Raw genomic sequence first — 17,423 nt, forward strand, 5'->3', positions numbered from 1 at the left:
CGTGTTCGTTGATGGGTTCGCAGGCTGAGCGGGCGATGACGTGGACTGATTGGCGGGAGTGATCGTTGTGGTCACTTTGTTCGTCGGTTCTTTCTCCGTTATCGTGAGCTCCCCTGTGGACGCCGTGGTCTGCGTGGAGGATGCGCCATTCGATCCGTTGCCAGTTGACGGAGCAGGCGATGGCGTCGATTGACCGTTGGGGGACTTCGGTTGACTGGAGGTCGTCGTGTTCGTTGCGGTGTTCGCAGGCGGGGTCTGCGTGGAGGATGCGTTACCGGTCCCGTTGCCGGATGATGGAGCGGACGATTGCGGCGATTGGTTCGAGGTTGCCGTGTTCGGGCTCGTATCCGTGGTTGCCGTGTTGGCAGACTGCGTCTGCGCCGATCCGGACTGCCCTCCGGACGTATCAGTCGGCGTGGAAGTAGCGTTACCAGTCTCGTTGCCAGATGCTGAAGACGACGCAGATTCGGGGTTCGCGTTCGTGCCGGCCGTGTCCGCAGGCGGAATCTGCGACAACGTGGATTGTCCTTGGGGCGGATCTTTCTGCGCGGAGGATGAGTTGTCAGCGTTGTCGCTATCCGTCTGCGTGGAGGAATTGTTATCGGCCTCGTTACCAGTTGAAGAGGCGGGCGGATCCTTCGCCGGGTTATTGTTGGTGGAGGATGTGTCTTCGTCGTTGCCGCCAGTCTGCTGGGTGGAACCGGACGATGATGAACTGACGCTCGATACAGCCATTTCTGTGCTCCTGACAAGAACATGAACGTCGCCCGATACGCGCCATCTTCATGGAGCGTTGGGGCAATGCGTGTCATCAGTGTCCCTGTCAGTCGCCTTACGCGGGTGATGCAGCAATATCTTGCAAACGCGGCCGTTCAATCTTGCCCGCGTGCTTTCACCCGGACTTCCCGCAAGCGCACGTGAGCATCGTCCCTGGCGTGCATCTCCCGCCGCAACGCCGCGCGGACCGCGTGCGCTTCATGGAGCGCGGCGGCCAGGCCTTCCCTGGCCGCATTTGCTTCGCGCGCCAACACGGCCTCCCGCTGACGATGCCGCTCGCGCGCATGACGCCACATCTCGGGACCATGCGGTCCGCTCGCGCGCCAGTCCTGAATGCCCGCAAGCTGAGCGGCGTGCAGTTCGCATTGCCTGATGGCGTGATCGACCGCCGTCTGTGCGCTCTGCACGCCGCGTTGCGCCCGCGCAAGTTCGCCCAGCCGGCGCTGCACGCGCACGTCGCGGACCCGGCTCAACACCGTCCAGAGTCGCAGGTGGCGCGACACAGCAGACGAAGCGCCCATCCCGTTCAACCTTGACCCGCGCACAGCGCACGCAGTGCCGCGAGCGTGTCATCAAACGGGACGTGCGCGTTCGAGGACTGCCGCAGGAACGCCGTAATGGCCGGATGACGTGCGATGGCGAGATCGCCGGCCGGATCGCTGCCGGCCTTGTACTCGCCGATCTGCAGCAGCAGTTCGAGATCCTGATAGCGCGCCAACCATTCGCGCACGCGTTGCGCATCGGCCTGATGCCAGTCACGCGTGACGCGCGGCATGAGACGGCTCTTGCTCTGCAGGATATCGATGGCCGGATAATGCCCGGCCGCGCCGAGCCGTGACGCAAGCTGGATATGACCATCCAGCAGCGAGCGCGCTTCCTCGACGATCGGATCCGTCGCGTCCTCGTCCTCGGCCAGCACCGTGAAAAATGCGGTCACACTCCCGCTCGCCGTGAGCCCGCTCATCTCGATGATGCGCGGCAGTTCGGCGAACACGCGCGGCGGGTAGCCGCGGCGCACCGGCGGTTCGCCCACCGCGAGGCCCACTTCGCGCAGCGCCCGCGCATAACGGGTCAGCGAATCGAACAGCAGCACCACACGCCGGCCCTGCGCGCGCAGGCCGCTCGCGATCTCACAGGCGAGTTGCGACGCGCGAATACGTTCGGCCGCGGGACGATCGGATGTCGACGCCACCACGACAGACCGTTCGCGCGCGCTGCCCAGATGATCGTGCACGAACTCGGCCACCTCGCGCCCGCGTTCGCCGATCAGCGCGATCACGACGGCATCGGCGCGCGCACCGCTCGCGATCATGCCCATCAGCGTGCTCTTGCCACCGCCCGCCGTCGCGAAGATACCGACGCGCTGTCCGACGCCGCAGGTCAGCAAGCCGTCGATGGCGCGCACGCCGGTCACGAACGGCTCCGCGATCAGCGGGCGTTCGAGCGGATTGATGGTCGCCAGCGCTTCGTTGCGCCCGCCTGGGCGCGGAGCGACGGGCGGCATGCCGTCGAGCGGCTGGCCGAGGCCGTCGATCACCCGGCCGAGCACGCTGCGGACATCCAGCCGGTGCCAGTCGAGCCCGCAGCCTTCGACGCGCGTAATGTCCGACAGCCCGTTGAGCCCGGCATAGGGCATCACCAGCGCGCCGTCCGGCGTGAAGCCGACGACTTCCCCGTTATGCTGTTCGAACGTATCGGGCCGCACGAGGCGGACTTTTTCGCCGATGCGTAACGAAGCGCCCACCACCCGTACGACCACCCCGCGCGCTTCCACCACGCGGCCGGACAGGGTCGGCGAATCGAGCAGCGAAGGCAGCGCCTGTGCCTGGTTTGCGATGTCCCCGGCCATCACGACCTCGAGAAAGTAAAGATGTTGCGGACCTGGTAGACGTCGCGCGGAATCTCTTCGATCGCGACCACCTCCATGCGGATGCCGAGCGTCTGGAATACGCGGGCCATGTGCGGACGCAGGGTCGCCGACGTGACCAGCAGACGCACCGTGCGCGCCTGCATGCCGAGCACGCGCCGCACGGTGTCGAGTTGCGTGAAGTCGAGCGGACAGTACGGCTCGCCGTCCCGAGCGCGCTGGATGCTGGCTTCGAGTTCGGCTTCCCATTCCGGTTCGAGCACGCCGCCCTGGATCTCCCAGGTTTCGAGGTTTGCGTGGCCGCGCACGATCTGCGGCCCGAGTTCGATACGGACTTCCCGCACCATGCGGTCGAGCGTGTGTTCGTGCGTGGGCGCGCGTAGGATCGCTTCGAGGATGCCGCGCAGATTGCGGATCGACACGTGCTGCTGCAACAGTTGCCGGAGCACGGCGGCGAGCTGCACCGTCGTCACGCGTTGCTCGATCTGCACCACCAGCTCGCGGAACTCCCCGCCGATGCGATCCAGCAGGAACCGCGCTTCCTGCGTGCCCATCAGGCGCGGTGCGCAGCGCTCGAACACTTCGACCAGATGCCCGCTGAGCGCCGCTTCCGGCGTGTGCGTCGTGAACACGGCCGGGTCGAGCCGGCTCGCCGCGGCGGTGGGCACCCAGACGGCTTTCTCCGCACCGAGCCGATAACCCGCGACGCCTTCCATCGTGACATCGGCGGCGCGGCCGCTCACCAGCAGATGATCGGGCAGCAGCGTGCCGCTCGCAAACGCGACGTCGTCCACGTCGACGAGATAGCGGTCGGGTACGAGCCGCGCATCGAGCACGCAGGACAGGCCGGGAAACGGCAAGCCGAGCCGCGCATTCAGGTCATGACGCAGCCCCGCGAGCACGCGGTTGAGCGCATCCGGATGCAGCGCTTCGAAGGCGCGCGCGCCTACCCGCAGGCGCAGCGCGGCGCTCGTGCCGGTCTCGGCGTCGTCGAGCAGATTCGGCACGCGCCGGCTGCCGTCGCGCGCGAGTGCGGGCATCGGCGCGAGGGCGTTGGCGTGCGCATGCGCCTGTCGCGACTTGCGCGTCAGCAGCCAGCCAAGGCCGCCGAACAGCGCGGCGAGCAGCGCGAACTGGAGATGCGGAAAGCCGGGAATCAGCGCGAGCGCCAGGCAGCACGCGCCGGCCATCAACAGCGCATGCGGCTGGAGCGTCAGCTGCCGGTAAAGATCCGCGCCGAGATTGGTCGCGCCGCTCGCGGGCGACACACGCGTCACCAGCAGGCCCGCCGACACCGACACGATCAGCGAAGGAATCTGCGAGACCAGGCCGTCGCCGATGGTGAGGATCGTGTAGACCTGCAAGGCCTCGCTGAACGGCAGGTTGCGCTGGAGCATGCCGACCGCGAGTCCGCCGACGATGTTCACCAGCGCCACCACGAAGCTCGCAATGGCATCGCCCTTGACGAACTTCATGGCGCCGTCCAGCGAGCCATAGAAGTAGGTTTCGCGTTCGAGTCCGGCGCGCAGTTGCGCGGCCTGCTCGGCGGTGATCTGGTTGCTGCGCAGGTCGGCATCGATGCTCATCTGGCGGCCGGGAATGCCGTCCAGCGTGAAGCGGGCGGCCACCTCGGCGATGCGGTCGCCGCCCTTCACCACGACGATGAACTGAATCGCGCACAGCACGACGAACACCACCACGCCGACCGCCACGTTATTGCCCGCGACGAGTTCGCCGAACGCGGAGATGACATTGCCGGCGTGCGCGTGGACCAGGATCATCTTGGTCGAGGCGATGGCGAGCGCGAGCCGCAGCAGCGTGGTCATCAGCAGCAGCGCCGGGAAACCCGGCAGGTCGGCCGCGCGCGACACGTAGATGCTGGAGAACAGCATCACGAAGCTGGCACAGAAGCTCACGCCGATGAACAGATCGAGCAGGAACGGCGGCACCGGCAGGATCAGCAGGGCGATCACGCAGATGAAGCCGGCGGCCAGCGCCACGTGGGCATAGCGCGCGAGCAGGCCGGGCAACGCGTGCAGACGGGAGGATGTAAGAGAGGACATGTTATTGGTTCAGTTCTCGGTGAAAGGCGCGGCGGCGGTCCTTGAAGTGGCGGTCGCCGTTGTCGTCGCGTTGTTCGCGCTTGATTTCGTCCTTGTCCATGCGCAGACGGCGAACGTGCAGCACGCGCTGCAACGCGTAGTCGGCGGCGGCGGGCGCGATCTGCAACAGCGCCGCGAGCAGCAGCAGGCGGCCATACTCGCCCGCTGCCAGACTCATCTGCGCACGAGGGGCGAGCGCATGGGACGCGCTGAGCATCGCCATCCAGCCGGACAGCGCCTGCCATGCCAGGAAGCCAAGCAGCACGAGTTGCACGAGCATGATTCCGGTCTCGACCAGCAGCCTCAGGCCGAACAGGTTCTTGAATCCCTCGATCGGATTGAGGCGCTTGAAATCGGGCGAGACGCGCTTGAACGCAATCAGGCCGCGCGTCTGCGCCAGCTCGGGGACGATGACGGTCATCAGCCCCAGGCCCGCCATCGCGAGCGCGGCCTGGCCCGGTTCGATGAGCGCGCCGAGCACCTCGTGGACGGTCGAATCGAACGGGCGGCTCAGGTCGATGGCGGTCACGGTCACGATCATGTTGATGAACGCCACGAACACGTTGGGCGCCTGCACCGCCAGCAACAGCCACCACAGCAGACCACTGGCGGTCGTGGTCAGCTGCACGCTCTTGGGGATGTCGCCGTCCTTGCGCGCGCGGTGCAGGCGCCGGGGACTGGGCTTGACGGTTTTTTCGCTCATCGCGCGCTACCTCAGGACCAGTGAATGCGCGAACAGGTCGGCAAGACGGCTCAGCACAGCCGGGACGCAGGACGCCGCGGCGAACGAGAGCACCATCGCCTTGATCGAGCGCGCGGTGGAGAAGGGGTTGAGGCGCTTCGCGTGACGCGCGGCGAGACCCAGCGACAGGTCCGCCAGCACCATCAGCCCGAGCAGCGGCGCCGCCAGTTGCAGGCCCTGCACGAATAGCGCGGGCAGCCGGATGGTCGCAAGGCTTTGATAGAGGCGCGCGACGCCTTCGCCATAAGGCCCGCCGGGCGGCCAGAGCGACCAGGCATCGGCGAAGAAGCCGCACAGCATTACCAGCCCCGTGCCCGTGAAGAAGGTCAGCGCGGCGAACTGCGTGAAGAGCGTTTCGAAGAGCGCACTTTCCTGCTGGAAGTTGGGGTCGTACACGGCGGCCACGGTATAGCCGCCTTGCTGGTCGAGGATGCCGCCCGCCGCGCCCGCCACGAAGAAGATCACGCTCATGGAGAGTCCCTGCGCGAGACCAATGAGCGCTTCCATCATGCTCGCGCCCAGCAGGTCGGCGGGCAGGCCCGCGTGTGCGGGCAGCATCGCGAACATCAGCACGAGCGGCACCCGCAGCGTGACGCCCAGGCCGCCGTCGTTGCCGAACGGAACCATGCTCAGCGCCACGGCCGGCCGGATCATGCAGAACGCGAAGCCCATGAATTGATCGAGTGTGTTCATGTTCAGCGCGTGCGTCCGGCGGCGATCATGGAGAAGACATGCCCGAGCAGCCGCGCGATCTCGTGATGCGCCCACGGCGCCGCGACGATCAGCACGAGCCCGACGCAGATGATCTTCGCGCCATACGGCAGGCTCTGATCCTGAATCTGCGTGACCGATTGCACGAGACCGAGCAGCAGGCCCACGGCCGTGGCGACGGCGAGCATCGGCAGGGAGAGCCAGAACACGAGCAGCAGGGCGTCGCCGGAGAGCGAGGCAAGAGAAGGAAGAGGGTTCACTTGGCGTAGCTGAGAATGAGTGCATGCATGAGCTTCGGCACGCCGGACGCGGCCACCAGCACGAAGAGCTTGAGCGGGATCGAGACGGTGCTCGGCGAGAGCATCATCATCCCCATGGCGGTCAGCACGTTCGCCACGATCAGGTCGATCACCAGGAACGCGACATACAGCAGGAAGCCCGCTTCGAAGCCGCTGGAGATCTCGCTGATCAGGAAGGCCGGGACGAGCAGCGTGAAGTCGGTTTCATTGGCATCGCGCGACGGATCGATGCGCTTCGCCGCATTGACCAGGAACGCGCGCTCGGCGGGCCGCGAGTGCGCCAGCATGAAGTCGCCGAGCGGGCCGCGCACTGCGTCGACGAATTGCGGCAGCGGCGGCAGCCCCTGCGCCTGCGAACTCGAACCGCGGTCGTTCAGCGAAAGCGCCGTGCCGATCTGATGCATGGTCGGCGCCATCACGGTCAGCGTGGCGGCGAGCGCGAGCCCGGAGATGGCGAGGTTGCCTGGCGCCTGCTGCACGCCGAGCGCCGAGCGCAGCAGCGTCAGGACGATGCTGAACTTGGTGAACGACGTCGTCATCACCACGACGAGCGGCGCCACGCTCATCAGGAAGAAGATGCCGATCAGCTGCAACTGTCCCGTCTGGCCGTCGATCATGATGTCGCGTCACCGTTCGAGGTCTGGAGCATGCTCGTGATGCGCACGGCAAGGACGTCGTCGATATCCACCAGTTCGGCATGTGCGAACGGCAGGCCCTGGCACAGCAGCGTCACGGCGCGTTCGCGTACCGAGATCTGCAGCGAGACGAGCGAGCCGCTACGCAAGCGGCTCAGTTCCTCGAGCGAAATGCGCAACGAGCCGATCATCGCGTCGAAGGTAAAAGTGAGGGCGTCGATTGGAATGAACTCGCTCGTGAGTTCAGTGACGGGTTCGCGATCGTTTTCAAGCGGACGGTCCAGCACGATTTGATCTCCAACGGTTTTAAGACAGATGCGTTGCGTACCGCTGCGTAGCGGCACGCGGAGGTAATAGAAGTTCTTGTCGATGACGAGGGCATCGCCGGTGCGGATGCGGCGCATGCGCTCCACCGAGAGCGTCGGACCCGCGAGGCAGACCGGCAGCGGCACGACGATGCGTCGCGCCAGCGCGCGCAGATCGGCCGGGGGTTGGGAGCGGCGCCGCAACCAGCGGTCGATCGCCTCGCAATGAAACGAGACGCTCGCCATGCGCCCGCTCTGCACATGCGTGACGGCGAGGCCGTAGGCGCCGGCGTCGGGCAGCGCGTCGAAGGAAACGCGGGTTACTTCGAGCGCGAAGCCGAAGAGGCCTTCGAGCGCGCAGAACCAGTCTTCGCAGGCGTCCACGATCAGCTTGCAGGCATGCGCGCCGCTCGCTTCCAGACTGCGGCGCGCGAGTTCGGGCAGCAGCGCCTGGGCGTCGAGATCCAGTTGCAGCGGCTGCCCGGAAGCGTGGCCATGCAGGCGCACCGGATAGCGCGAGCGGCGCGGCTCGAACGTAATCGTGAAGCGGCGATGGCCCACGTTGACCGGCAGCGGCGCACCGAACAGCAGCGCGGCGATGTTGTGACGTTCGGCATGATCGCGACTGAGTTTTTCGAGACCCTTGAACGGATTCATGTCGATGACCCTCCGTTCGACAGCGCGCCGAGCGCCTCGCGCAGGTCAGCGCCGATGTCGTCGAACTGGGCGACGATGCGTTCGTCGAGCCGCGTGTATTCGTCGAGCACGGCGCCGATCGCCTGACGCATGCCGCGTTCGAGCGCTTCGAGTTGCCGGTGCAAACCGCCGTCGACGACGCCGCCCTCCGTTTCCACCACGCACGAACGCGGCGGCAGGTCGGCATCGGCGAGCACGTTGACGAAGGCCAGCCCCAGTTCCTGCTCCAGCAGATCGACGGCGTGTCGGGCTTCCGCAAAATCGCAGACGGCCACGCGCACCGACAGCAGGCGCTGTTCAGGCGCGGCCAGCAAGCTGCTGCGCAACTGAGTAGGCAGCGTCGCGCCCGAGGGCAGTTCGCCCACGAGATCGGTGACGGCCTGCATCACGAGCTGCAACAGCCGGTCTTGCAGGCGTCCCAGCGCATAGGCGGTCGCGGCGGCCGGCACGACGAGTCCGCGCAGCGCCGCGGCCTGACCGGCGCGCAGGCCGCGCACGAACGCGCGGCGGCGGGTGCGGCGCGCGCGTTCGGCGAGACGTCGGGTTTCCTGCAGCACGTATTGATGGATCTCCCGGCGCAGCGCGTCGAGTTCCTGCAGATGCACGAGGTCATCGGCGGACACGTAGCCGTCGGACTCGACGCGCCAGCCGGCGGTACGCCAGATCAGCATGGCTGCCTCCGCGCATTCAACACCTGGAGTGCATCGCCCATCAGTTCGAGCGCGGTTTGCTGCGACACACGCGCAAGACGCCATTGCGCCGCCGCCTCGGCGTGCGCAAGCGGCATGCGCAGACGCGTCCAGGCGCGCTGCGCATCGCCGTGCGTGGCGCGCAGCGCGAGCGCCAGACCGGCGACGCTGAGACTACGTCGCGCGAACCAGTCGACGGGCGCATCGAGCGGCAAGTCGCGCTGGTCGCCGCGGGGATGACATTGCAGCAGCGCGAGCGGCGGCAGGCCCGTCGCAACTTGAAAGCGCGCGTGCGCCTCAGCGCTCACCACCAGACGCAGCGAACGTGCGCACGCGAGCGCCGCGCACAGGCGCATAAGGCGCGCACAGGCGCTGCGGTTGAGCGGTCCGACGAACCAGGGCAACTGCGTGACGCCGGCGCGGGCCAGCATCGGGAAGCGGGTGAACAGATGCGCGGTGGCGCGGGCCCGCGCCCGTTCGCCGCGCGCGGGCCGTTGCTGCGGCAGCCAGCTGTGATGCGCCCAGCCGGAGATATCGAGGAGAGGGCGGGAGGTCATCGACGGTCTCGTGTCGTGGAGGAAGCCGAGTTGGCGTCGTTGGCGGCCGTGGTGGGTTCCTTCTTCACGTGCTCGCTGTCGCGTCCGCGACGCCGGAAGAACGTGATGCCCGGCACACGCAGTCTCGGGAACGCGCGGATGCCCTTGTCCCAGATCCACGCCGCGACGATCAGCAGCAAGGCCATCACGCTCAGCGTGATGAGCACCCGCGTGGTGGAACCGTGCGTGGCGCGCCCGGGTGTGCACGTGCCGGTTTGCGCGCAGATCTCCGCGGGCGTGGCGACCGGCATGACCGGCACCATCGTCACGTAGACGCGATCCGGCGTGAGTCCCGTCACCGCGCCCGCGACGAGCGCGCGGATCTTGTTGCGCATGGCTTCGAGATTGGCGTCGCTGCGATAACGCAGCATCACCGAGGCGCTCGGCAGGGGCGCGGGTCCGAGCAGGGCATCGCGCGGCGGATCGACGACATGCACGCGGGCCACGAGGACGCCGTCCATCTTCTCCAGCGTCTCGGCAAGTTCCTGCGTGAGGCCGTACACGTAGCGAACCTGGTCTTCTTCCGGGCTGGAAATCAGCCCCTGACGGCTGAAGAGTTCACCGAGATTCGCATGGGTTCCGCGCGGCAACGCATAGGCGCCGGCGAGCTCGGTCGCGTAGACGACTTCGTCTTCCTCGACCGAGATGCTCCAGGTCTTGTCGTTGTTGCGCAGCTTCGAACTGTCGATGCCGTGACGGCTCAGCACCGCGACGATCCGGTTCGCCTGGTCTTCGTCAAGACCTTCGAACAGCGAGGTCTTGCACGCGACGAGCAGCACGAGCGGCAGGAGAATGATGGCGCGGCGAATCATGTTCTTTGCGTGAGGGATTGGATCGCGCTGCCGGCGCTCTGTGCCATATGGGAGAGCGTGTTCAGCGTGACCGAGTAGTTGGTGACGGCGGATTGCAGCATCAGCATTTCGCTGGTGGTAGGGGCTTTCCGGCGTGCGGGATCCAGCAGGCCCAGAATGGCGGCCGAGTCGTTCTGCACGAGTTGCTGGGCGTGTTCCGCAATGCGGGTCAGCCCGTCGCCGTCGCCGACGATGCCGGCGCGCGCCGGTTCCGGAGTGGGTGGCGGCGGCACGACCGGCGGGTCGGGCTGATACAGCGTCATGTCGACATTGGGTGAGAGCATGGACGTATCGTGAGTAGATTGAGGATGCGCTGCTGGTTGCCCCCGCGCGGCGGTGGCTGCGGGCCGCGGCGCGGGGAGCTTCGTGGCTGGGCGGGCGTGAGGCCTTATTTCGTGTTATTCGCCACCGCCTTGTTGACGTCGCCGAGGCCGTTCAGGATCGATGTGAGCTGCTGGTACATCGTGTTGTACTCGCTGACTGACTTCTGCATGAACAGCATCTCGGCGCTGCCCACGCCGGAGGTATTTCCTTGACCGCCGGTCTGACCGCCGGTCTGGGCGCCGCCTCCTGCACCCCCGGTCCCGCCTCCACCTCCTGTGTCGCTCTGCGACTGTTTCTGGTAGAGCGCGTTGATTTCCTGGGTCTTGCGCCGCAGCAAGTTCGTCCCGGCTTCAGTCACGGCGGACATAGAAAGCGTGCCGTCGGGGGCAACCAAGCTGGAGACGCTACGGGGGTAATAGCCCGAGTACTGCGGGGTATATGCGAAATCTGAAAAATCGGACATTTATAAAATTCCTTTCGAAAGAACTGGCGTGCTCGACGGGAGCAAACTCGCTCCCGACGCCTCGCACGGCACGCCGACGCGCGAAGCCGTAATGCTCGGATGCTCAAGTGCCGCGAGGATTACCGCGCACCGTCAACAAGGCTTTCCGGAGGCGGTGCGCTGCGCGGTCAGGTCGTAGATGCTGCCGTCCTCACGGACGACACTCGCCCCGCATTCACGGATGCGTTCGATCCTGCCCATCGCGATGCGTCCGCCCGCGAAGTAGCGCGTACCGCCGGCATCCGCGAGCCAGGCCGAATGCGGCGACGTGACGAGATTGAGGCCGAAGCTTTCGAGCGGAATGCGCACCGGTCCGCTCGCGTTCTCGTGACCGGCGAAGGTGAGCGCCCGCAGGCCTTCGATCTGCGACTGCGCCGTACGGGCGACCAGCGCGTAGTCCCAGGAATCGGCCTTGAGGTGCGCGCCCGCTCCAGGCAAGGTCACGACGAACGCGCCCGGCTTCTCCACCTGCGCTTGCGCGCCGCGGTAGTACTGGTCGAGCAGATCGCTCAGCTGCTCAGCGATGTTCTGCATCACGAAGACACGCACGCTCACCGATCGGTCGCTGGCACGCGCGGCCAGCGACAGCGCCGCGAGATCCGCAGGCGTCTGCACGTAGCCTTCATAGATGCGCATGCCCGAGGTCTTGTCGGTTTCCACCCGGACCTGACTGAATGCGGGCCGTTCGAGCAGCGGCGCGCGCGGGGGCACGGCGTCGGTTGCGAAAGGATTCAGGCTGAGCCAGGCGGCGAGCGCGAGGGGAGTCGCCGCCAAGCCGAACCACACGAGGCGCGGAATACGCGCGCAACGCATGTGCAGCCACGCGAGCGGTGCATGCCGCAGCAGCCAGTCGGCTTCGGCCTGTTTCGTACTCTGTTCGTCCGGATACTCGCCGTGACTGAACAGCAACGAGGTCTCGCCCAGGCGGAACGTGGCGCCGTGATCCAGCAGCGTGCGCGACCCGGCCTTCAGCGAGCGGCCGAATACCGTGACGCCGTCGGCCAGCGCGGACAGCACGAGTTGAGGGCCGTGCAGTTGCGCGCGCGCATGGCGCGGAGCGATGCTGTCGTCGGCGAGAATCAGATCGGCCTCGTTGTCCTTGCCGATCTCGAGGTCCTGGTCCACCTTGAGCGGAAGGCTCGCGCCCGCGTGCAGTCCGCTCGTAACGAAGATGCGTGGCAAACCGTTCATCGTGCGTCCTTTGCGGTGGCAGCGCGGTCCGCGCCAGTGATGGTTGCGGATGCGGGAAGCAGGGGCATCACGGCGGGCGTTGCGGAGGCCATCGGGGCATCGGCTGTCACAGGCCGGTCCGTCACGCGCTTCAACTGCGGCGTGATGAGGATCAGGCGCTCGGTACGGCCGCTCGACGTCGTCTCATTGCTGAACAACTGGCCGATGAACGGAATGTCGCCGAGCAAGGGCACTTTCGAGCCGCCGGACTGGCTGTGCTCGTATTCGTATCCGCCTATCAAAAGGCTTTCACCATCCGGCACCACGGCCTGCGTGATGATGGAGTTGCTGCGGACGCGCGGAATGCCGTCGACGGCTTCGTCGTTGTCGAAGGTGCCGTCTTCAATCTGGACGCTCAGCAGGATGCGGCCGTTTTCGGCGCCGCTTTGTTCGACGGTCGGCGTCACCTTGAGGACCAGTCCGGTATCGACGTTGAAAAGATTGGCATCCTGATTACCCGCGACGCGCACATACATCGAGTTGCGCGACGATAAGGTGGCTTCGATGTTATTCAGCGTGAGCACGCGCGGACGCGAGAGGATGCGCGCCTGCCCGTGCTGTTCGAGCGCGTGGATCTGCTGATAGAGGTAATGCGCCGAATTGCCGATCAGCGTGGTGAGCGTGAGGCCGCCGTCCACAGTCGCGGTGACGCCGGGCTGCACGGTTCGCGGTCCGACCGCTTCGGTGCCGAACCACGGCGCTGCGCGTCCGCCCGTGCCGCCGCCCGCGCCCCAGCGCACGCCGAGTTCGCGTGCGGCGTCGCTCGAAACATCCATCACCACGGCGGAGATTTCCACGAGATCCTGCGGCCGGTCGAGCAGGGCGATGGCACGCTGATAGGCCGGCATCATTTCGGGGATGTCGTACACCACGACCGCATTGGTGCGCGCGTCCGCGACGATGTTGCGCTGCGCCGGGCTGACCGCTGTCTGCGGCAGCTCATCCGGGCCGTCGCTCGACGATGCGTTCTGCGATGTTTCGTTGAGACCCGGCAGGCTCGGCAGCGGCGGGACGCCGCGCGAGCCGCCCTTGCTGCGCGCCGGGTTGCGCTGGGCCGCCACGGGCAACGAACCCGCGTTCTCCATCAAGCGGCGCAGCAGGGTGGCGACGCCCGGGATGGTCTGCTTCTGACTGCCGGACTGATACGTGATGTCCTGTGCCTGTGCATAGCGCAGCGGGAATACACGGATCTGGGTCTTTTCATAGACCTGTTGCGGCGTGGTCTGCTCGCGCGCCTGGGCGATGGCGTCCGATACCGCCTCCACGAATCGCGAAGGTCCGACTACTTTTACGCTGTCCTTCGAATAGCGCAGCGGCAAATGCGGATCATCCAGCTCGAGGCTGCGCAGACGGGCGGCGACTTCATCGCGGCTCAGCGGCCCAATTGGAACGGTGCGGCTGCGCACGTCATCGGCGGTTGAAACGTGAAGGGTCTGGCCGTCGAAATACCAGATCAATCCCCAGGCTTCAGTGAGCGCGCGAAACACGGCGGCCGGCGGCTGATTGAATTCGCCATTGACGCTGCCGTTGACGCCACGCGCGATATCGATACGCAAGCCACTCGCGGAAGCGACATCTTTTAAAACGTCCGAAAGACGTGAGTTTCGGGCGACGTAATGCATCGAAGCGCCCTGCCATGCCGGCTCTGCTGAATAAGCCGCATGGCATTGCCACGCCAGAAGCAGCCATGCCGCACGGTGCGCGGCACTGCGCGTTCTGTTTCTGCCAATCAAAGGATGTTTTTGCATTCTGCGCCAGTTCATGATCTTTAAGATTTTCATGCGTCGAATGCTTAGGTCTCTTATGACACGAACCTTTACTCCACTCTATTTCGTGAAGATCTGATTCGCCTAGCCGAGGATCCTGTGCTCCGCATGCGCCGCGTCTTAGTGATCGAACTGTATCGCGCCTCTAATTTTCAGTGGTCGTATTGGCGTATTACATGTGGGAGTCCGGAAGATTCAGAATGATCGTGCGGGTGCGTACAAAAGTATGCGCCGGAGGCAAAGCTTATTAGACGGTGTATCCGCATGAAAAAACAATGGAATAAGAATCTGGATATTTCAGGTAGGTGTTTTCCCGGTGTTTCGATTGTTATGCCGGAGCCTGGCAAGTTATCTGAACGTCATCGGGCTCTGGAATCGTGAAAAAGCAAGCTTGCGAAATCAGTTCGACCTGGATCGTGCCGCGACAGCGGTCGATGAGAATCAATGGCTTTGCGACCTGCGTCCGGCTCGAAGAAGTCTACTGGCGAATCATCGAGACGCTTGCGGAACGCGAGTCGGTCACGGTGGGAAAGCTGGTGTCGAAGTGGGCGCTGGAGATGGACCTGAGCGTTCACGAAGTGAAGAACTTCACAGGCTATCTGAGGGTGGTGTGCGTGGTCGAGATGATCAAGAGAATCCAGCCTTCTTCATCGGGTGAGCCCGATGATTTTCTAAAGATTCTGGGAGCCGGTGCAGGCTTGTGATTTGTGCGCAGTCCAGGCTGCGAAGGAGCGAAGATCGACAGACATTCTCGAATCGAAAGGCCGAAGTGCGATGTTCAGGATATCGCATGAGTACGCATGCATCGTTTATTCAATAGGAGCTTTCTTTATGTCAGTGAGAAATGTAAGTTCGCCCGGAATGGGCATGATGCCTTTGGTTGCGGGCGACGGCGGCGGCATGGGCGGTCTTCCGGCCATGCAATCCCGGATGGATCCGGAGTTGATGCAGCAGATCGGACAGACCGTGAAGGATTCGCTGAACGACTACCTCGGTGGGCAAGGCGGACCCGCTTCGATTCCAACGCAGTACGCGGCAGGTCCCGGGAAAAGCGAGCTTCCGCCTGAAATTGCAGACCAGATCGACAAGGTCGTGAAGAACACGGTCCAGCAGATGCTGCAGGGTGGCGGAGATGCGCAGCAAGGGCCTGTGGCGCAGCAACCGGCTCCTCAAGCGGGGGGAGACGGCGGGCCTGCGGATACGATGGCCATGAGACAAGCTCCTCTAACGATGGGCAACACCGGCGTACCTGCCGGCCCGGGGGGCACGGCCGCGCCGCCCGCGCCGAACACGGCAGCGCAGACTGCGATGATGGGCAATCCTGCACCGCAACCGGCACCGAAGGCCGTACCGCAGCCCGCGCCGCAGCCGGTTCCGGTGACCGCGGGTCAAGCGGGCAAGCAAGCGGCGAGCGGTCCAGCTGGACTTGCAGACGCGATTGGCTCGCAGGTGAAGAAGGTCATCGACTCACTGATGAACGGCGGCGGCGCAGGCACTGCAGCCAGGACCGGAGCGGGCGGAACGGGCGGAGCGATGCCGAACGCGGCCGGTGGCGGCGGCGGAGGAGGTGCGACGCCGAAGGCTGCTGGCGGCGGCGGTGGCGGCGGAACGGGCGGCGCGGAGCCGAAGACCGCTGGTGGCGGTGGTACGGGCGGCGCGGCGCCGAAGGCTGCTGGAGGCGGTGGTACCGGTGGCGGAGGCGGCGGCTTAGGCGGTGGCTTAGGCGGAATGGCCAATGCTTTGGGAGGCATGATGCCGAAGATGGGCGGTGGAGGGGGCGGAGGCGGCGGCTCGACGGGCAATGCGAATGGGAGCCAGCCTGGTCAGCAGACCACGAACGGCACACCGGAACGTGACCAGACGGAGGACAATCTGCAGGTCAACACTCCCCCCGATTCCCAGGATACGGGGGAAGGGACTGGCGGGGTTGATACGGGCGGCGGCGTCGGTGATATGGGCGGTGGCGGCGACCCAGGCGGCGGTGCCGTTGACGGCGGCGCTGATGCGGGCGGCGGTGATGGAGGCGGCGGCGACTGATCTCGCGGGTTGTTGATGCGCCGTGACGCAACACGGCGTCGAAGCGCACTGCAAGTCTCTTGCAGTGCGCTACTCGTTTTCAGGTCGCGCGATGAATCAGAGAGTACGCAGCGGATCCACTCAACGGTTGCTCGCCGATGCGTAATGTCGATCAGGCCGCACGAAGCGGCCCTCGGGCCAAGAGGAAATGAAAAAGAGACGACGGCGTCGAGCGCCGTCGTCTCCGTGCAGGTCAGTTCAGTAGGATCGAATGGACACTCAGGCGCTGAAGTCGGACGCTCTGGCCATCTGATGGCTCTGTTCGTTGACCCAGCCCGTACCCGAGCCGGTTGCCATCAGGCGCGGGCCGTCCTGCGGCAGGTTCTGCAGCTCAGCGAAGCCGTTGCTCTTTTGCACGCTGAGGCCAGCGGGGTTCTTTTCGCTCAAGCCCGTGACGCTGTATGCCTGGTTGCCTCGCGTGATGGTCAGGCCGTCCGCATACGAAACGCCGCCGTCGCTCGGCTGCGTGTGCACGCCGATGGTGGTGTTATCCGGCAGATCGAAGGTCATGGAACCGTTGAACATGCCGCTCGTCTGGCTGTCCGAACCCGAATTGAAATCAATGTGCGGATCTCCCCACAGCTTCGTCGAGATATTGTTGGCCTTGTCGGTGAGCAACATCGACGAATTCGACTTGTCCAGGTCGATCTTGTACTGTCCAAGATCAATCGACCCCTTGTTGTCGCTCACGCCCGTATCGGACCAGCATTGCGCCGGCGGTGCCGGCGGCGTCGGGGGCATCGGCGGGCATTGGTAGCTGTTCATGGACGTGCTGCGCTGAAAGTCGGAATAGCTGAAGTTGCTGCCTCCGTTCGGTCCTTGCGCCTGGTTCATCGACGTACTGCGCTGAAAGTCGGAATAGCTGAAATTGCCGCCTCCGTACGATCCTTGCGGCGCCTGGTTAGAGAACATCGAATTGAATGACTGATATGAGGACATGCTCCCCATCGGCGAATTCAGCGAGTAATAATTCTGCGAGGCCATCGATTGATAGTAATTGGACGGATCGCTATAGGTCTGCTGCGAGAAGTTGTTATAGCTCGACGTCTGATAGCCGCCGCCGCAGAAGGGGGGCACGGGTGCTGGCATCGGCATCGGAATCGGCGCGGGCTGGCATGCGGGCGGCATGGCAGGCCCGTTGCAGAAGCCGCCGCCGAACCGGCCCGGAATCCGCGGCGGAAGCGGCGGAAACGATGTTTGCATATTGACTGCCGAATTTGCCATGAGTGAGAAAGTCATAAGAACGTCCTGATTG

At 65.2% G+C, this 17,423-nt stretch carries 19 protein-coding genes; 3 read left to right on the forward strand and 16 right to left on the reverse strand.

Annotated features, from left to right (window positions below):
* The first annotated feature begins 226 nt into the window (after positions 1-226).
* The gene (locus QCE83_RS21105; protein WP_309815577.1) at positions 227-760 is read left to right on the forward strand and encodes a hypothetical protein; all 534 of its coding nucleotides are present in this window, start codon (positions 227-229) and stop codon (positions 758-760) included.
* A gap of 112 nt (positions 761-872) precedes the next feature.
* On the opposite strand, the gene QCE83_RS21110 is transcribed toward QCE83_RS21105, so the two are convergent.
* From QCE83_RS21110 to sctC, 15 genes are all read right to left on the reverse strand, one after another.
* On the reverse strand, positions 873-1,298 hold the full coding sequence (locus tag QCE83_RS21110; RefSeq protein ID WP_309815579.1) for a hypothetical protein: 426 nt from the start codon (positions 1,296-1,298) through the stop codon (positions 873-875).
* A 5-nt stretch (positions 1,299-1,303) separates the two neighbouring features.
* Complete coding sequence (locus tag QCE83_RS21115) at positions 1,304-2,626, reverse strand: FliI/YscN family ATPase (RefSeq protein WP_309815582.1); 1,323 nt, start codon at positions 2,624-2,626, stop codon at positions 1,304-1,306.
* The gene (locus tag QCE83_RS21120; protein WP_309815586.1) at positions 2,626-4,707 is read right to left on the reverse strand and encodes a flagellar biosynthesis protein FlhA; all 2,082 of its coding nucleotides are present in this window, start codon (positions 4,705-4,707) and stop codon (positions 2,626-2,628) included. Before QCE83_RS21120 ends, QCE83_RS21115 begins: the two co-directional genes overlap by 1 nt.
* A 1-nt stretch (position 4,708) precedes the next feature.
* The gene (locus tag QCE83_RS21125) at positions 4,709-5,449 is read right to left on the reverse strand and encodes an EscU/YscU/HrcU family type III secretion system export apparatus switch protein (RefSeq protein WP_309815589.1); all 741 of its coding nucleotides are present in this window, start codon (positions 5,447-5,449) and stop codon (positions 4,709-4,711) included.
* A 6-nt stretch (positions 5,450-5,455) separates the two neighbouring features.
* Positions 5,456-6,181 carry a flagellar biosynthetic protein FliR gene (locus QCE83_RS21130; protein WP_309815592.1) on the reverse strand — a complete coding sequence of 242 codons (726 nt, stop codon included), beginning with the start codon at positions 6,179-6,181 and terminating at the stop codon, positions 5,456-5,458.
* Positions 6,182-6,183: 2 nt separating this feature from the next.
* Positions 6,184-6,459 (reverse strand): type III secretion system export apparatus subunit SctS, encoded by a 276-nt coding sequence (gene sctS / locus QCE83_RS21135; RefSeq protein ID WP_309815595.1) that lies wholly within the window; start codon positions 6,457-6,459, stop codon positions 6,184-6,186.
* Entirely contained in the window at positions 6,456-7,115 is a 660-nt protein-coding gene (locus QCE83_RS21140) for an EscR/YscR/HrcR family type III secretion system export apparatus protein (protein WP_309815598.1), read from the reverse strand. The genes sctS and QCE83_RS21140 overlap by 4 nt, the downstream gene beginning before the upstream one ends.
* Positions 7,112-8,095, reverse strand: coding sequence for a FliM/FliN family flagellar motor switch protein (locus tag QCE83_RS21145; RefSeq protein ID WP_309815602.1), 984 nt, complete (start codon positions 8,093-8,095; stop codon positions 7,112-7,114). Before QCE83_RS21145 ends, QCE83_RS21140 begins: the two co-directional genes overlap by 4 nt.
* Positions 8,092-8,805 carry a FliH/SctL family protein gene (locus QCE83_RS21150; RefSeq protein WP_309815605.1) on the reverse strand — a complete coding sequence of 238 codons (714 nt, stop codon included), beginning with the start codon at positions 8,803-8,805 and terminating at the stop codon, positions 8,092-8,094. The genes QCE83_RS21145 and QCE83_RS21150 overlap by 4 nt, the downstream gene beginning before the upstream one ends.
* Entirely contained in the window at positions 8,799-9,380 is a 582-nt protein-coding gene (locus QCE83_RS21155; protein ID WP_309815608.1) for a hypothetical protein, read from the reverse strand. Before QCE83_RS21155 ends, QCE83_RS21150 begins: the two co-directional genes overlap by 7 nt.
* Entirely contained in the window at positions 9,377-10,231 is an 855-nt protein-coding gene (sctJ, locus tag QCE83_RS21160; RefSeq protein WP_309815611.1) for a type III secretion system inner membrane ring lipoprotein SctJ, read from the reverse strand. The genes QCE83_RS21155 and sctJ overlap by 4 nt, the downstream gene beginning before the upstream one ends.
* Complete coding sequence (locus QCE83_RS21165) at positions 10,228-10,554, reverse strand: hypothetical protein (protein ID WP_309815614.1); 327 nt, start codon at positions 10,552-10,554, stop codon at positions 10,228-10,230. The genes sctJ and QCE83_RS21165 overlap by 4 nt, the downstream gene beginning before the upstream one ends.
* A gap of 104 nt (positions 10,555-10,658) precedes the next feature.
* Positions 10,659-11,057: a hypothetical protein gene (locus QCE83_RS21170; RefSeq protein ID WP_309815615.1), complete on the reverse strand. Its 399-nt coding sequence runs from the start codon at positions 11,055-11,057 to the stop codon at positions 10,659-10,661.
* A gap of 132 nt (positions 11,058-11,189) precedes the next feature.
* A complete protein-coding gene (locus QCE83_RS21175) occupies positions 11,190-12,287 on the reverse strand; it encodes an FHA domain-containing protein (protein ID WP_309815618.1) in 1,098 nt (365 codons plus the stop codon).
* Complete coding sequence (sctC, locus tag QCE83_RS21180) at positions 12,284-13,882, reverse strand: type III secretion system outer membrane ring subunit SctC (protein WP_309815620.1); 1,599 nt, start codon at positions 13,880-13,882, stop codon at positions 12,284-12,286. The genes QCE83_RS21175 and sctC overlap by 4 nt, the downstream gene beginning before the upstream one ends.
* A gap of 587 nt (positions 13,883-14,469) precedes the next feature.
* Between sctC and QCE83_RS21185 the strand changes: the two genes are divergently transcribed.
* Both QCE83_RS21185 and QCE83_RS21190 read left to right on the forward strand, forming a co-directional pair.
* Positions 14,470-14,796, forward strand: a complete 327-nt coding sequence (locus QCE83_RS21185; RefSeq protein WP_309815621.1) for a ribbon-helix-helix domain-containing protein — start codon at positions 14,470-14,472, stop codon at positions 14,794-14,796.
* A gap of 163 nt (positions 14,797-14,959) precedes the next feature.
* Entirely contained in the window at positions 14,960-16,129 is a 1,170-nt protein-coding gene (locus tag QCE83_RS21190) for a hypothetical protein (protein ID WP_309815623.1), read from the forward strand.
* Positions 16,130-16,387: 258 nt separating this feature from the next.
* Here the strand turns inward: QCE83_RS21190 and QCE83_RS21195 are convergent, their stop codons facing one another.
* Positions 16,388-17,407: a DUF1521 domain-containing protein gene (locus QCE83_RS21195; protein ID WP_309815625.1), complete on the reverse strand. Its 1,020-nt coding sequence runs from the start codon at positions 17,405-17,407 to the stop codon at positions 16,388-16,390.
* Positions 17,408-17,423 lie beyond the last annotated feature (16 nt).

Origin of the sequence: Caballeronia sp. LZ034LL (assembly GCF_031451215.1) — a bacterium.
Classification (GTDB): domain Bacteria; phylum Pseudomonadota; class Gammaproteobacteria; order Burkholderiales; family Burkholderiaceae; genus Caballeronia.

Coding starts and splice junctions, on each gene's coding strand:
- QCE83_RS21170 (WP_309815615.1), bottom strand. CDS start 11,057: ATGTCCGATTTTTCAGATTTCGCATATACCCCGCAGTACTCGGGCTAT.
- QCE83_RS21145 (WP_309815602.1), bottom strand. CDS start 8,095: ATGAATCCGTTCAAGGGTCTCGAAAAACTCAGTCGCGATCATGCCGAA.
- sctJ (WP_309815611.1), bottom strand. CDS start 10,231: ATGATTCGCCGCGCCATCATTCTCCTGCCGCTCGTGCTGCTCGTCGCG.
- QCE83_RS21190 (WP_309815623.1), top strand. CDS start 14,960: ATGATGCCTTTGGTTGCGGGCGACGGCGGCGGCATGGGCGGTCTTCCG.
- QCE83_RS21130 (WP_309815592.1), bottom strand. CDS start 6,181: ATGAACACACTCGATCAATTCATGGGCTTCGCGTTCTGCATGATCCGG.
- QCE83_RS21195 (WP_309815625.1), bottom strand. CDS start 17,407: ATGACTTTCTCACTCATGGCAAATTCGGCAGTCAATATGCAAACATCG.
- QCE83_RS21115 (WP_309815582.1), bottom strand. CDS start 2,626: ATGGCCGGGGACATCGCAAACCAGGCACAGGCGCTGCCTTCGCTGCTC.
- QCE83_RS21120 (WP_309815586.1), bottom strand. CDS start 4,707: ATGTCCTCTCTTACATCCTCCCGTCTGCACGCGTTGCCCGGCCTGCTC.
- QCE83_RS21175 (WP_309815618.1), bottom strand. CDS start 12,287: ATGAACGGTTTGCCACGCATCTTCGTTACGAGCGGACTGCACGCGGGC.
- QCE83_RS21155 (WP_309815608.1), bottom strand. CDS start 9,380: ATGACCTCCCGCCCTCTCCTCGATATCTCCGGCTGGGCGCATCACAGC.
- QCE83_RS21140 (WP_309815598.1), bottom strand. CDS start 7,115: ATGATCGACGGCCAGACGGGACAGTTGCAGCTGATCGGCATCTTCTTC.
- QCE83_RS21165 (WP_309815614.1), bottom strand. CDS start 10,554: ATGCTCTCACCCAATGTCGACATGACGCTGTATCAGCCCGACCCGCCG.
- QCE83_RS21125 (WP_309815589.1), bottom strand. CDS start 5,449: ATGAGCGAAAAAACCGTCAAGCCCAGTCCCCGGCGCCTGCACCGCGCG.
- QCE83_RS21110 (WP_309815579.1), bottom strand. CDS start 1,298: ATGGGCGCTTCGTCTGCTGTGTCGCGCCACCTGCGACTCTGGACGGTG.
- QCE83_RS21150 (WP_309815605.1), bottom strand. CDS start 8,805: ATGCTGATCTGGCGTACCGCCGGCTGGCGCGTCGAGTCCGACGGCTAC.